12 protein-coding genes are annotated in these 14,475 nt (G+C 59.5%); 8 read left to right on the plus strand and 4 right to left on the minus strand.

What is annotated here, in order from left to right; translation table 11 throughout:
- Window positions 1-67: 67 nt before the first annotated feature.
- The 4 genes from ACZ0A4_RS23940 to ACZ0A4_RS23955 are packed head-to-tail and all read right to left on the minus strand — an operon-like array spanning window position 68 to window position 5,010.
- On the minus strand, window positions 68-1,216 hold the full coding sequence (locus ACZ0A4_RS23940; RefSeq protein WP_463576579.1) for an acyltransferase family protein: 1,149 nt from the start codon (window positions 1,214-1,216) through the stop codon (window positions 68-70).
- The gene (locus ACZ0A4_RS23945) at window positions 1,206-2,135 is read right to left on the minus strand and encodes a class I SAM-dependent methyltransferase (RefSeq protein WP_463576580.1); all 930 of its coding nucleotides are present in this window, start codon (window positions 2,133-2,135) and stop codon (window positions 1,206-1,208) included. The genes ACZ0A4_RS23940 and ACZ0A4_RS23945 overlap by 11 nt, the downstream gene beginning before the upstream one ends.
- Window positions 2,132-3,436: a glycosyltransferase gene (locus ACZ0A4_RS23950; protein ID WP_463576581.1), complete on the minus strand. Its 1,305-nt coding sequence runs from the start codon at window positions 3,434-3,436 to the stop codon at window positions 2,132-2,134. The genes ACZ0A4_RS23945 and ACZ0A4_RS23950 overlap by 4 nt, the downstream gene beginning before the upstream one ends.
- Window positions 3,430-5,010 (minus strand): glycosyltransferase family 4 protein, encoded by a 1,581-nt coding sequence (locus ACZ0A4_RS23955; RefSeq protein WP_463576582.1) that lies wholly within the window; start codon window positions 5,008-5,010, stop codon window positions 3,430-3,432. The genes ACZ0A4_RS23950 and ACZ0A4_RS23955 overlap by 7 nt, the downstream gene beginning before the upstream one ends.
- 416 nt (window positions 5,011-5,426) lie before the next feature.
- On the opposite strand from ACZ0A4_RS23955, the gene ACZ0A4_RS23960 reads away from it, so the two are divergent.
- Genes ACZ0A4_RS23960 through ACZ0A4_RS23995 form a run of 8 tightly spaced genes read left to right on the plus strand, consistent with a single transcriptional unit; the run spans window position 5,427 to window position 14,415 of the window.
- A complete protein-coding gene (locus ACZ0A4_RS23960) occupies window positions 5,427-6,341 on the plus strand; it encodes a GDP-mannose 4,6-dehydratase (RefSeq protein ID WP_463576583.1) in 915 nt (304 codons plus the stop codon).
- On the plus strand, window positions 6,338-7,309 hold the full coding sequence (gene gmd / locus ACZ0A4_RS23965; RefSeq protein ID WP_141126016.1) for a GDP-mannose 4,6-dehydratase: 972 nt from the start codon (window positions 6,338-6,340) through the stop codon (window positions 7,307-7,309). Before ACZ0A4_RS23960 ends, gmd begins: the two co-directional genes overlap by 4 nt.
- A 3-nt stretch (window positions 7,310-7,312) precedes the next feature.
- The gene (locus ACZ0A4_RS23970) at window positions 7,313-8,755 is read left to right on the plus strand and encodes a mannose-1-phosphate guanylyltransferase/mannose-6-phosphate isomerase (RefSeq protein WP_463576584.1); all 1,443 of its coding nucleotides are present in this window, start codon (window positions 7,313-7,315) and stop codon (window positions 8,753-8,755) included.
- On the plus strand, window positions 8,756-9,553 hold the full coding sequence (locus ACZ0A4_RS23975; protein ID WP_463576585.1) for an ABC transporter permease: 798 nt from the start codon (window positions 8,756-8,758) through the stop codon (window positions 9,551-9,553). It abuts the gene before it with no gap.
- On the plus strand, window positions 9,553-10,806 hold the full coding sequence (locus ACZ0A4_RS23980) for an ABC transporter ATP-binding protein (protein ID WP_463576586.1): 1,254 nt from the start codon (window positions 9,553-9,555) through the stop codon (window positions 10,804-10,806). Before ACZ0A4_RS23975 ends, ACZ0A4_RS23980 begins: the two co-directional genes overlap by 1 nt.
- Entirely contained in the window at window positions 10,803-12,170 is a 1,368-nt protein-coding gene (locus ACZ0A4_RS23985; protein ID WP_463576587.1) for a glycosyltransferase family 4 protein, read from the plus strand. Before ACZ0A4_RS23980 ends, ACZ0A4_RS23985 begins: the two co-directional genes overlap by 4 nt.
- Window positions 12,154-13,284, plus strand: a complete 1,131-nt coding sequence (locus ACZ0A4_RS23990; RefSeq protein ID WP_463576588.1) for a glycosyltransferase family 4 protein — start codon at window positions 12,154-12,156, stop codon at window positions 13,282-13,284. The genes ACZ0A4_RS23985 and ACZ0A4_RS23990 overlap by 17 nt, the downstream gene beginning before the upstream one ends.
- Window positions 13,285-14,415, plus strand: a complete 1,131-nt coding sequence (locus tag ACZ0A4_RS23995) for a glycosyltransferase family 4 protein (protein WP_463576589.1) — start codon at window positions 13,285-13,287, stop codon at window positions 14,413-14,415.
- Window positions 14,416-14,475 lie beyond the last annotated feature (60 nt).

Consider the following 14,475-nt stretch of genomic DNA (forward strand, 5'->3'; position numbering starts at 1 on the left):
CGCTGTATCAGCCGAAAGCCCTGCTACTGACACAGCCTCTTCGCGAGCAAGCTCGCTCCCACCTCGATCAGGACGTCACTTCAGAAGACGCTACGTTCGCTCGCGACGTCCCGAGCCGTTGCACCAGCGCGGCACCGCGAATCCGCATAGGCATTTCAATGAAGCGATAATTCAGCTCGCTGAGCAAAACAATCAGGCCGGCGGCAAACAGCAAAGTAACGACCGGGTGTCCCGCCGGACTCGGCAGGCCTGCCCCCTGCAAACGGAAAATCACTTCACGCACCAGGAAATACACCGGAATGTGGATCAGGTAGATGCCGTAGGAACGATTGCCCACCCACGCCATTGCCCGCTGCAAGCGCCCGGCCGGTAACAGATAATCGCCGTTGTAGGAGGCGATCCATACCAGTACGGCACTGAGAATGGCGATGGCGCCGATGCGATAGGGCGCCGTAGTAAAGCGCTCGGCGCCCAGGTAACTCAGCAGCAGGCCGACAATGACCAGCAATGAAATCCCGGCCCATGGACGGCGCAGAAACGTCGGCTGCCAGCGTCGATAACCCGGTTGCACACTCCACATGGCCAACAAAACACCCAAGGCAAGCGCGTCGGTTCGAACGGACATCAACAGCGACGTACGCACCATGAATAGTTGCACCGCTACCAGCGCCAGTAACACCCACACCAAGTGTTTGCGGCAGAGCAGGATCAGCAGCGGAAACAGCAGGTAAAACTGTTCCTCCAGCGCCAGACTCCAGTAGACGAAACTGCTGCCGTACTCGTAATTGAAAATAGCATCGGCAAAGCGGAAATTGGCGTACTGGAATACCCCCGCAAGCGTGGCCTGCACGTTGGCCTGCACCGTGCCGAACGCCCCGGAGCGATTAAAGAAAACGCACAGCAGCAGCATCAGTGCCAGCCACAACCAGGCCGATGGCAGCAGGCGAAAGGCTCGCCGCAACCAGAAATTACGCGTTTGCTCCCAGTACTCCTGACGGTTGCGGCAACTGCGCAGCGCAGGAATCAGACTGCGGGCAATGACGAATCCGGAAATCGCGAAAAAAAGATCCACCCCCCACCACAGCCCTACCCAGTCACGCATGACTCCGATCAGGGGTACGGGGTCGCTGAACAGCCCTTGCAAGTGATGAAACAGCACCCCAAGCACTGCAATGGCGCGCAGCACCTCGATATCCATGATTCGCTTACTGCCCATCCCGCGCCCCTGTATCCAGCGGTTTACGGGCAATGATCACCTGACTCTTGGGCATGAACTGGTCGAGTATCTGTTTGATCGCCAGTCCGTCGGGCCGGTCGAGCATCTCTTCCCAGGTTCGGGCCCACCCACCCATCAAATGCGGGAACGGCGCGTGAATGCGATCGCGCACCGCACCGCCCGGATCCTTGCCGGCAGCCTTTTCGCTGGCCCAGAAAAAAATCATCCCCATCACCCAGAAAAACCCGGTGGCTTGCCGATGTTCGATGACCAACCCGGCATCCTCGACCATCGCCTCGAAGCGCTCCGGGGTGAAAATCTGTACATGGTTGGGTGACTGGTAATAACTCGCAGGGGCGATGCCTTTCTGCAAATGCTCGCCAACCGGTGCCGGCACACTGAGCAGATACAACGCACCGGGACGCCCCATACGTGCCAGTTCGGCCATGAACGGCTCGGGTTCATCGACGTGCTCCAACACCTCCATGCACACCACCCTGCTCGCGCAGCCATCGGCCAAAGGCAATGGCAGGCTGTTGCTGACCAGCCCCAGACTCGGCCTGGAGCTTGTGGCTTCAACCTGACGCGCCAGCTCGCTCACTTTGTCGTGCTCGCTGTCGGTGAAGATCACGGATGCGCCCTGACGTACCGCAAACAAGGTCGCGGCACCCTCGCCGCAACCGACATCGAGCAAGGTGTCGTCCGGCGTTATCGCAAAGCCTTTGAGCAATTCGCCGCTGTCATTGAGAAACCAGCCGTCCAGGACTGCATCACGCAAGCCGACATCGCGCGGTGACCAGGTGAACAAGGGTTCAGGTTCAGATTCGGGTGTCTGCTCAACCACCGGTTCGATGACCGGTTCAATGGCAAGCGGCGGTTGCGGTTCGGCTAAAAAGCGCTGGAGCAGTCGACGTATCATGCTCCGCTCACCTCCCTGGTTGATTCAGTACGCCGCTCGAGCAGTTGCGCAAAAAACACCTGCAAGCGCTGTTCGGCCACGGCTTGACTGCAAAATCCTTGCAGACTCTGCACAGCCTTCGCCGACATTTGCGCATAACGCTGTGGATCGTTTTTGGCCACCTCGTAGCTGGCTCGATAGGCCATGCAAATCGAGGCCCAATTGGCCGCGTAGCGCAGGGTCCGGTAAGCCGAGCGTGGATCGTGCGGCCAGGCCGTAAACTCCTCGGTCGACTCGATCAGGAACGCATTATCAGCATTCAGATAGTCGATCATCGCCGTCGTGCATGGCGCCACGGCCGGTTTGCCGCAAGACATGAACTCCATCAGCGGCAGGCACTGGCCTTCGCCATAGGACGTGTTGACGACGTAGCGGGTCGCCTGCACCAGCCGTTCGTAATCCGCGTCCGCCAGATAGCCATAGACCAGCACGACGCGGCAGTGATAGGGCTGGTTTTTGTACAGATGATGCAGGATGTCGGTGAGCGCTTCTTCGGCGTCGTGGTGAGTGAGTTTAAGCACCAGCGTTGCGTCATCGTTCTCGCGGAAAGTCGCGCAGAAGGCACTGATCATGTCCTCCCAGTTCTTGCGGCCGTCGCGCGGATTGAACACTGAGGTGTAGACCACGCCTTCGAGCAACAACGTCTGCTCGGTGACCGGTGCGAGGAAGTCGATGCCCGCGCCACTGCGCAGATGAACCGGGCCGAAGGCATCCAGATCAATCTCACGACTGTCGACCACCAGGCCTTTGATCGTCAATCGTACCGAATCGACCGCCGGTTGCCCTTGCAACTGAACGCCACGCGCGGCAAATCGATCCCAGACGGGGGCGGGTACGGCGACAACCGGGTAATCGGTGGTCATCGCTTCGCGCACCGCATCGACCGTGTAGCTGGAGTGGGTGATCGCGGCTCCACAGGCGTTGAGTACCGTGCGCCAGTCGTTCAACGGATCGCCGGCGAACGGCTCGTTGGGGATGGTGCTGAATTCCCAGGCAAAGACAGGCAACGTCGGGCAGGCCAGATGCACCGGGGTGCGGTGCGGTGGCGAGAACGACAGAAACACACAAGGCTCGCCTCGGGACTGGCAATCCGCGTACAGCGCATCGACTTCAGTGTTCGGGTCCATGACTTCGATCACCCGCCCAAGTCGCTCCAGGACCGGCCGATATTCTTTGAGAACGAAGTAATAGCTGTACTCCGAACGCCCGAGGTTGCGGCTGATGGTGTGCTGGTTGGTTTCCGAATGGATGATGATCAGCATGAGGCGTTATCCGTAATCGGGGCAACGTTTTCGACCGGTGATGCCAGCCCGAAAAAATCGGCGACACGCTTTTGCAACGCCGGTTGCGCGCAGTAATCGTGCATGCGTTCGACCGCCGCCAGCGACATGCGCTGATACTCCCGGGGTTGTGTCTTGGCCATCCGGTAACTGTTTTCGTAGGCCTTCTTCAATGACCCCCAGTCCGGTCGATGCCGTTGTGCGCGAAAGAGCATTCGCGGGTCATGGGGCCAGGTGCAAGCCTCTAGGCTGGAGCCGACCACGAACGCCACAGACGCGTCGATGTAATCCTGCATCGCCGTGTGATCGGGAGCGATCACCGGTTTGCCGCACGCCATGAACTCCATCAGTGGCAGGCACAGACCTTCACAGTGCGAAGCGTTGACGTAAAAACTCGCGGCCTGATAAAGCCGCGCATATTCGGCATCGTCCAGATAGCCGTGAATCATCACGACCCGGCAGGAGAACGGTGCCAGTTGCGCCAGCGGTGTCATCAGGTGTGCGTAGACGGCCTCCAGATCGCTCTGGGTAAATTTCATCACCAGTGTGGCGTCGGGGGTGTCACGAAACGCTGCGCAAAAAGCCGTCAGGATCTGTAGCCAGTTCTTGCGCCCGTCATCGGGGCGGAACACCGTCACATAGACCACACCGTCCACACGGGTCTGCACCGTTAATGAACTGTCCGGCATATCTCGGGGTGGCGGTTGGACCGCTACCGGTAAAGGCTGTGGGCCTGCGATGTTTGGCAGACGTTTGCCGAGCCAGTCATGCAAAGTCTCTGGAACCAGATCGCGAATCCCTTCCCAGTACCAGTTCTGCAGAAACCTCACGCGTGGCACTGGTGGTTCCTGCTCGTGACCCGGATTAAGCAACCATAACCGCAGGAAATGCCGGGCAATGACAAAGCGCCGCTTCAAGGTCAGCGGTGGTGGACGCGAGGCCTCCAGCTGTGCCTCGATTTCGGCCAGTTCTTCAGGGGTCAGCGGCTCGGGCAGCAGGTTATCCGGATGCAGGTTCATCTGGCGAGAATCAAAGATGCAACCTTTGACCGTCAATGTCGTACCCGCATTGACCGGCGCGTTGACGTGTTGCTCGCGAATCGCTGCAAAGTGCTCCCACAGCGGCGCCGGCAAGACTAGCACCGGGAAGTCTTCGCCCATGGTGCGACGGATCGCCCGGGCACTATGGCTGGACAGTGTGATCACGCGGCCATGTTTGGCCAGCATGCGTGTCCAGTCTTGGCGTGGATCATTGCCCCACTGCTCGTTGGGGATGGAATCGTACTCCCACGTCACAACACAAACGGTCGGGCACTGGAGATCCGTCAGGGCTTTCTGTGGTCGGGTGAACGAGAGGAAAACACTCTCCTGACCGGCGGTGAGCAATTGCCGGAAGAGCGGGTCCACTTCTGTGACAGTCGCCACCACGTGGACTTGCCCGAGCGTTTCGAGCAAAGGCCGATAAGCCTTCAGAACAAAATAATAACTGGAGTCTGGATGCCCCAGATTCCGGCTGATGGAAAGGTCGTTGATGTCCGAGTAAAGAATGAAATTCATGGCATTCCACGATGAAACTGCCATCCCGGCAGCCTCACACTATGACGGCCAAGCGTTGAATCGGATCGGTGTCCGTCCTTCGTCTTCGGTCCCGTCTTGTTCTTGTTTTAGTGGTCAGTTTCACCTTTTTTCACGACGAACCCGACGAACCCGGCCAATCGTGACAAGGCGCATTCTAAACACATCCGCAAAGGGTTCGTGAACCGCTCGGCGAGAATAAACCGGACTACGCTGACGAGAACTGACCGGTCACGGTTTGGCCTGTTGAAATTGCCGAGCAATTGGCACAGATTGGCAACAAACAACTACAACAACTGACTTCGCCTGTCTTTTCACTGGTTTTTCTACCGATCTGACAGACCTTCCCTCAAAGCCTGTGGGAAAGTGGCGCAAGTTCAAGACCAAGGGGTCGCTGTTTGAAAAAGCGTCTGTTCGTCACGGGTCTCAGTGGATTCGTGGGACAACATATCCAGTCGCGTCTGGCATTGCCGGATTTGTCGTGGGAGCTGCTGCCTGCCGCTGTGCCCTACGACCTCACCGATGCGCGCAGCCTCACCGACCTGTGGCCGCAATTGCCAGATGCTGTCATTCATCTGGCCGGGCAGACTTTCGTTCCCGAAGCCTTCCGCGATCCGGCACGCACACTCGAAACCAATCTGCTCGGTACGCTCAACCTGTTGCAAGCCCTCAAGGCGCGCGGTTTTGCCGGTACGTTCCTGTATGTCAGTTCTGGCGATGTTTACGGCCAGGTGGGCGAAAGTGATCTGCCCATCACCGAACAACAACCGCCCTGCCCGCGTAACCCCTACGCGGTGAGCAAGCTTTCGGCGGAATTTCTCAGCCTGCAATGGGGCCTGAGCGAAGGTTGGCCAATACTGGTCGCACGACCGTTCAATCACATGGGCAGCGGACAGAACCCAGGCTTTGTGATTGCCAGTGCCGCGCGCCAGATCAATCGCATCAAACAGGGCCTGCAAACACCGCAACTGGAAGTTGGCGATATCGACGTAACGCGGGATTTCCTCGATGTCGGCGATGTGATTTCGGCCTACCTGGCGCTGCTGGAGAAAGGTACTCCGGGACAGGTCTACAACATCTGCTCGGGCCGAGAGCAAAGCATTCGCAGCCTGATCGAGCAGCTCGGCGAGCTGGCCGAGGTCGAAATGCAACTGGTTCAGGACCCTGCGCGCCTGCGCCGCGCCGATCAGCGTCGCGTTTGCGGCAGCCATGCCAGGCTGACCCGGACCACAGGATGGACGCCTGAAATCACTACACAACAATCCCTGCGGGCGATCCTGTCCGACTGGGAGACGCGAGTAAGACAAGAATGACAAAAAGTGCACTGATCACAGGGATCACCGGCCAGGACGGCGCGTATCTGGCCAAGCTGTTGCTCGACAAGGGCTACAAGGTTCATGGCCTCGTTGCACGGCGCAGCAGCGATTCGCGCTGGCGCCTGCGTGAGATGGGGGTCGAAGCCGACATCGTCTATCTGGACGGTGACATGGCCGATGCCTGTTCGGTACAGCGTGCAGTCATTCAATCGGCGCCGGACGAGGTCTATAACCTCGCGGCGCAGAGCTTTGTCGCCGCCTCCTGGAGTCAACCGGTGACCACCGGGATCGTCGACGGCCTGGGCGTTACCCACCTGCTCGAAGCGATCCGCCAGTTCAGCCCGCACACCCGGTTTTATCAGGCATCGACCAGCGAAATGTTCGGTCTGATCCAGGCCGAGCAGCAGGACGAGAACACCCCGTTCTACCCGCGTAGCCCTTACGGTGTGGCCAAACTGTACGGTCACTGGATCACCGTCAACTACCGCGAAAGTTTCAACCTGCACGCCAGTAGCGGCATCCTCTTCAACCACGAATCACCGCTGCGCGGCATCGAATTCGTGACCCGCAAGGTCACCGACGCTGCCGCACGCATCAAGCAAGGCAAACAGCAGGAGCTGGCCTTGGGCAACATCGATGCGAAACGCGATTGGGGGTTTGCCGGCGATTACGTCGAAGCCATGTGGCTGATGCTGCAGCAGGACAAGCCTGACGACTTTGTGGTCGCCACCGGCGTTACCACCACCGTGCGGGAAATGTGCCGCATCGCCTTCGATCACGTCGGCCTCAACTACCGCGACTACGTGAAGATCGACCCGGCGTTTTTCCGCCCGGCCGAAGTTGAAGTGCTGCTCGGCAATCCGGCCAAGGCTCAGCGCGTGCTGGGCTGGAAGCCGAAAACCGACCTGGATACCTTGATCCGCATGATGATGGATGCGGACATGAAACGCGTCGCCAAGGAGTAGGCCATGCTGATCCCCGTGATTCTGTCCGGCGGTGCCGGCACCCGTTTGTGGCCGGTGTCCCGCGAGGGCCATCCGAAACCGTTCATGAGTTTGCCCGACGGCCAGTCGCTGCTGGGCAAGACCTACCAGCGTGCCGCAGCGTTGCTCGACGGCTGGGGCGATATCGTCACGGTGACCAACCGCGAGTACTACTTCCAGAGCAAGGATCACTATTGCGCCGCTCATGTGTCACGCCATCGCGGGCACTTTCTGCTGGAGCCTACCGGACGCAACACCGCACCGGCCATTGCTGCAGCCGCGTTGTCGCTGCAAGCGCTGCACGGTGACGACGCGATCATGGTGGTGATGCCCGCCGACCATTTGATCGTCAATCAGGACGCGCTGAAAACGGCCGTCGAGCACGCGGTCAATCTGGCCAAAGACGGTTATCTGGTGACCTTCGGCGTAATCCCGACGGCGCCGGAAACCGGCTTTGGCTACATCGAAACCGGTGCCCCGCTGGATGCCAGAGGCGCGGCGAAAGTGCAGCGCTTCGTCGAGAAACCCGATCTGCAAACCGCTACGCATTATCTGGAGAGCGGCAAGTTCCTGTGGAATTCGGGAATGTTCTGCTTCACCACCGCCACCGTGATTGCCGAGCTGCAACTGCACGCACCTGAACTGCTGGAGCAGACCCGTGCCTGCATGGCTGCCAGTGCGCCTGTCGAAACGGTTGGTTGCCTGCAACAGGAACTGTCACCGGCGCTGTTCGCTGAAATTACCGACATATCCATCGACTACGCGTTGATGGAGCGTTCGGAAAAAGTCGTCGTCGTGCCCGCCGGTTTCGACTGGAGCGACATCGGTTCGTGGGGCGCCGTCGCGGCACTGGTGCCGGCCGACGCCGACAACAACCGCGCCAGCGGCGAAGCGATATTCATCGACAGCCACAACAACTTCGTCCAGAGCGAAGGTCGCCTGGTGGCGACGGTGGGTGTGGATAACCTGATCGTGGTCGACACTGCCGACGCGGTACTGGTGGCCCATGCCGACCGTGCGCAAGACGTACGCCGGGTGGCCAAGCAACTCAAGGACAAATCCCACGAAGCCTATCGCCTGCACCGTACCGTCAGCCGTCCTTGGGGCACTTACACCGTGCTCGAAGAAGGGCCGCGCTTCAAGATCAAACGCATCGTGGTCAAGCCTGGCGGCAAGTTGTCGCTGCAAATGCACCACCACCGCAATGAACACTGGGTGGTGGTCGAGGGCATGGCCAAGGTCACCAACAATGGCTCCGGCACGACGCTGGTGGCCAAGAACGAATCGACCTTCATTGCCGCGGGCCACAAACATCGCCTGGAAAATCCCGGAGTGATCGATCTGGTGATCATCGAAGTGCAAAGCGGCGAATACCTGGGAGAGGACGACATCGTCCGCTTCGAAGACCAGTACGGCAGGACGGTTTAGATGCTGCTTTCCCTGTGCCGCTCACTGCATGAATACCGGGGTTTCATCCTCGGCAGCGTGCAACGAGAGTTTCAAGCGCGTTATCGCAATTCGCTGTTTGGCGCGCTGTGGCCGATATTCAATCCGCTGTCGATGATCATCGTTTACACCGTGATCTTTTCCCACATCATGCGCGCCCGCTTGCCCGGTGTGGATGACGGCATGGCCTACAGTATTTACCTGTGCGCCGGCCTGCTGGCGTGGGGGCTGTTTTCGGAAATCACGTTGCGCAGCCAGAACATGTTTCTGGACAACGCGAACCTGCTGAAGAAAATCAGTTTCCCGAGAGTCTGTCTGCCGGTGATCGTGTTGATCAATGCCGGGATAAATTTCGCCATCATCATCGGCTTGTTTCTCGGTTTTCTACTCGTCACCGGACGCTGGCCGGGTATGGCATTGCTGGCGCTGGTGCCACTGGTCGCCCTGCAAATGATGCTCTGCGCAGGCCTTGGCATGGTGCTGGGCGTTCTCAACGTATTCTTCCGGGATGTCGGTCAACTCTTTGGTATTTGCCTGCAATTCTGGTTCTGGCTGACACCCATCGTTTACCCCATCAGCATATTGCCGGAGTGGCTGCAGAACCTGCTGCAATTCAACCCGCTGACCAACCTGATCGCCAGCTACCAGAACGTGTTCCTCTACGGTCAATGGCCACTCTGGAGTTCGCTGCTGCCGGCATTCGTGATCGGAGCAGTGTTCTGCGTCACAGGTCTGCGCCTGTTCCGCCAACGGGTCGGTGAAATGGTGGATGAGCTCTGATGGGACATATCCGTGTTACCGGGCTGGGCAAAGCCTATAAACAATACCCCAGCCGCTGGAGTCGCCTGGCCGAATGGCTGATTCCTTTTGCAGCTCTGCGTCACCGCCAGCATTGGGTACTCAAGGACCTCACGTTCGAGATCCCGGCCGGCGAGGCTGTGGGCATCGTCGGGGTCAATGGCGCAGGCAAGAGCACGCTGCTGAAGATGATCACCGGCACCAGCCGACAGACGTGCGGCAGCATTGAGCTATCGGGCCGGGTCGCCGCGTTGCTGGAACTGGGCATGGGCTTTCACCCGGACTTCACCGGCCGGCAAAACGCCGTGATGGCCGGGCAACTGCTCGGCATGCAACTCGATGAAATCAACGCATTGATGCCCCAGATCGAGACCTTCGCTGAAATCGGCGAGGCGATTGATCATCCGGTGCGCACCTACTCCAGTGGCATGCAGATGCGTTTGGCATTCAGCGTCGCCACCGCACGCCGCCCCGATATTCTGATCGTCGACGAAGCCTTGTCAGTCGGTGATGCCTACTTCCAGCATAAAAGCTTCGAACGCATCCGTGGCTTCCGCGCGGCCGGCACCACCCTGCTGATCGTGTCCCACGACCGCTCGGCGATTCAATCGATCTGCGATTCAGCGATTCTGCTTGATGGCGGCCGCATGGCCATGCACGACAGGCCTGAAGCGGTGCTGGACTACTACAACGCCTTGCTCGCCGAACGTGAAGGCCAGACGGTGCGCCAGGAAATGCTCAGCGACGGCCAGGTGCAAACCGTGTCGGGCACCGGTGAGGCCGGCATTCTGCGCGTGCGCCTGCTGGACGAGTCCGAACGCTCCATCGAAGCCGCCGAAGTCGGCCAGTCTGTGGTGCTGGCCGTGGACGTCGAGGTTCGTCAGGACATCGAACGGCTGGTACTGGGGTTCATGATCAAGGATCGCCTCGGCCAGCCCATGTATGGAATCAACACCCATCGCCAGAACCAGGCACTGGAAAACCTGCGAGCCGGCGAGCGCATCACCTATCGCTTTGCGTTCGTCATGGGGCTGGGCAAAGGCAATTACTCTGTGGCCCTGAGCCTGTCGCGGCTGGACTCGCACCTGGATCGAAATTATGAATGGCGTGATCTCGGGCTGGTGTTTCATGTCATCAACAATCGACGCGAAGATTTCGTCGGTTGCGCATGGCTGAACGCACAGACCACGGTCAGCCGTGATACCGAAGTCGTCCATGTCGAGCGCACACCATGACCCGCTTGCTGGTGGAATGCACCCATGTGTTTAAACACCCGGCGGTCAACTCGGGCATTCAGCGCGTGGTACGCAATGTCATCAAGCAACTGCCCGCCAGTGCGGAAGGCGCCGATTGCATGCCGGTGGTGGTGCTTGATGGCGAACTCTATCGAGTGTTGCAACTGGCACCGCTCGATACACCTTTTTTCAACAGGCTGGAAACCTTCGGTGGACGCCTGGAGCGCCTCGCCCATCGCTTCTGGCAGTGGCATCAGCGTCGTGATGCGCAACTCACCTCGAAACTGGCGCGGCGGATTTTGTATGTCGGCTACCGACTGACCGTCTTCGGTGCGTTCGGCCTGCCGATCCGCCTGATCCGGCGGATCAACCGTACGCAATTGCTCAAGCGTTGTTCGCCACTGCAGCATCAGCCGGGCGATCAACTGGTACTGCTGGATTCGTCCTGGCATTCGGATTTTTTCGCCCACGTCGAACGGCTCAAACGCGACGGCGTCAGCATCATCGCGGTGATTTACGACCTGATTCCACTGACTCATCCGCAGTTTTACGACACGCGCCTGGTCGAGGTGTTCAGCGAGTGGTTCGACTGGATCACCCGCACGGCCGATGGCTACATGGCGATTTCCGCCACAGTGCGCGATCAGGTGCGTGAAGAATTGCAGCGCCGAATGGGTGCCGAACAAACCGACCAGCGGTGGTTCGATTTCTTTCATCTGGGTTCCGAACTGGATCTGCACAACGCCGAGGCAACGATTGATCCGCGCCTGAAGCAATTGTTCACGACAACAGACCCTGTTTACCTGATGGTCAGCACCATCGAGCCACGCAAGAACCATGCGTATCTGCTCGATGCCTTCGAACACGCCTGGGCAACAGGCTCGACCGCACGGCTGTGTATCGCCGGGCGGGTCGGCTGGAAATGTGACGCCCTCCTCGCTCGGGTGCGCAATCATCCCGAACTGAATCAGCGTCTGTTCATGTTCAACGACCTCAGCGACACCAGCCTTGAACACGCTTACGCTCACGCCAGTGCGCTGGTGTTCCCCTCGTTCGTCGAAGGCTTTGGTTTGCCCTTGGTGGAAGCCATGCAGCGTGGTTTGCCGGCGATGGGCAGCGATATCGCGGTGTTCCGCGAAATCGGCGGCGAGTTCATGGCGTACTTTGATCTGCAGGATCCGCAATGCCTTGCCGACTTGATCAACCAATTCCAGCGCAGCGGCCAGTTCCCCGCTGCTCGCGATGTCGCGGACTGGCAGTGGATCGGCTGGCGCGAAGCCAGTCTGCAACTGGCCGAACGCAGTGTGCGGAATGTTCTGCAAGCGCCGGCGGCGCCAGCGAGGCAGCATGCGCATAGCGCTTAACGCTCGCATTCTCCAGGCGCCGCGCACCGGCATCGGCCATTACGTTGCCGAGCTGGTCAACGCTTTGCGCAGCGAGCCCGACGTTGATGTGACGTTGTTCCACGGCTGGGGCTGGAGCTCGGCACTGCCAGAAGCGGCCATGCCCGGTTACTCGCGCCTGACGCCGCTATTGCGGCAGATACCCGGGGCCTATCAGGCACGTCGCTGGCTGGAGCAGAAACGCTTCGATCAAGGCCGCGCGCAAGGTATCGACCTCTATCACGAACCGAGCCTGTGGCCGCTGGCCTTCGACGGCCCGACCGTGATCACCCTGCACGACCTGACTCACCTGCATTTCCCCGAAACCCAGCCCCCGGCGCGGCTCAAGGAAATCGAGCGCCGGTTGGCCGTGGGTGTGCAGCAGGCGCAGGTCATTCTCACCGACTCGCAAGCCATTGCCGAGGAAGCTCAAACCTATTTCGGTCTGCCTGCCGAGCGTTTTGTCGTCGCGCCACTGGGGGTCGCCGAGCGCTTTCATCCGCGCGAGGCGAGTGCCATTGACGCGGTGCTCAAGGCGCACGCGGTTGAGGCGCGGGAGTATTTTCTATGCGTCGGTACGCTGGAGCCCCGCAAGAACCTTGGGCTGGCCCTGCGCGCCCATGCCCTGTTACCCGAAGCCGTGCGCCAGAGTTTTCCGCTGCTGATAGTCGGCATGGCCGGGTGGGAGCGCGAGCAGTTCAGCGAACCTTTGCGTCAGGCGCTGGCCAGCGGTCATGTGTGCCTGCTCGGTTATTTGCCCGATGACCAGGTCGCGCAACTACTGGCCGGCGCGCGGGCGCTGATTTTTCCGTCGTTATATGAAGGTTTTGGCCTGCCGGTGCTGGAGGCCATGGCCAGCGGCACACCGGTGGTGCTCACGCGGTCTTCGGCGATGCCGGAAGTCGCGGGCGCAGCGGGCAACTATATTGAAGCTGACGATGCAGAAGGCCTGCGTGATGCGCTGAGCCGACTGATCGACGATCAAGTGCATTGGCAGGCATGCCAAGAAGCCGGGTTGCAGCAGTCACGGCTTTTTTCCTGGGAGCGTTGTGCACAGGCCACGGCCAGTGCCTACCGCCAGGCCATGGGAGGTTGAATGCGAGTTCTTCATTTTTTCAAGACGTACCTGCCTGACTCGGTCGGCGGCATTGAGCAAGTGATCTTCCAACTGTGCGAAAGCGGCGCCCAGCACGGGATCGACGGCCAGGTGCTGACGCTTAGCGCGGATCCGACGCCAGCGGTGGTGAAATTGGGTCAGCACGAAGTGCACCGGGCCAGACTCGACATCCAGTTTGCCTCCACCGGTTTTTCCTGGAGCGTGTTCAAACAGTTTCGCGAGATGGCAGCCGAGGCCGACGTGGTCAATTACCACTTCCCGTGGCCGTTCATGGACCTGGTGCATTTCGCCAGCGCCAGGAACAAGCCCACTGTGGTGACCTACCACTCGGACATCATTCGCCAAAAGCACCTGCTCAAACTCTATCGGCCACTGATGAACCGCTTCCTCGCCAGCGCCGACCGCATCGTTGCCGCTTCGCCGAACTACCTGCACACCAGCGATGTGCTACAGCAGTTCCAGGACAAGACCCGAGTGATTCCCTACGGTTTGAACAAGGCCGGTTATCCACAGCCGGATGCCGAGCGGATGAATCGCTGGCGCCAGCAGCTTGGGGATAAGTTTTTCCTGTTTGTCGGCGTGATGCGTTATTACAAAGGCCTGCACATTTTGCTGGAGGCCTTGAAAGACGTGGACTACCCCGTAGTCATTGTCGGCGCCGGGCCGCTGGAACTGGAACTGCACGCTCAGGCGCAGGCGTTGGGCCTGCGCAACATTCATTTCCTAGGGCGCCTGGGTGACGAGGATAAGGTCGCGCTGCTGCAACTGAGCTACGCCATCGTCTTCCCTTCGCACCTGCGCTCGGAAGCTTTCGGCATTTCTTTGCTGGAGGGTGCGATGTACGGCAAACCGATGATTTCCAGCGAGATTGGCACTGGCACCAGTTACATCAATATCCACAACGAAACCGGGCTGGTGGTCCCACCCAGTCATCCACAGGCATTTCGCGAGGCGATGCGCACGCTGTGGGAAGACCCGGTGCGCGCCGCCGCCATGGGTGTCAAAGCCGAAGCGCGCTATCGGCAGTTATTCACAGCCGATGACATGGGGCGCAAGTGGACGGAGCTGTATCAGGAATTGCTCGAAGAAAAAGACCTGTCCTACGCCTGAAAAATTTAAACCAAAAGGATTACAGGGTCATTGATCAATGACCCTGTAATTTAAAAAGAC

It is taken from the genome of Pseudomonas sp. AC172, assembly GCF_979258595.1.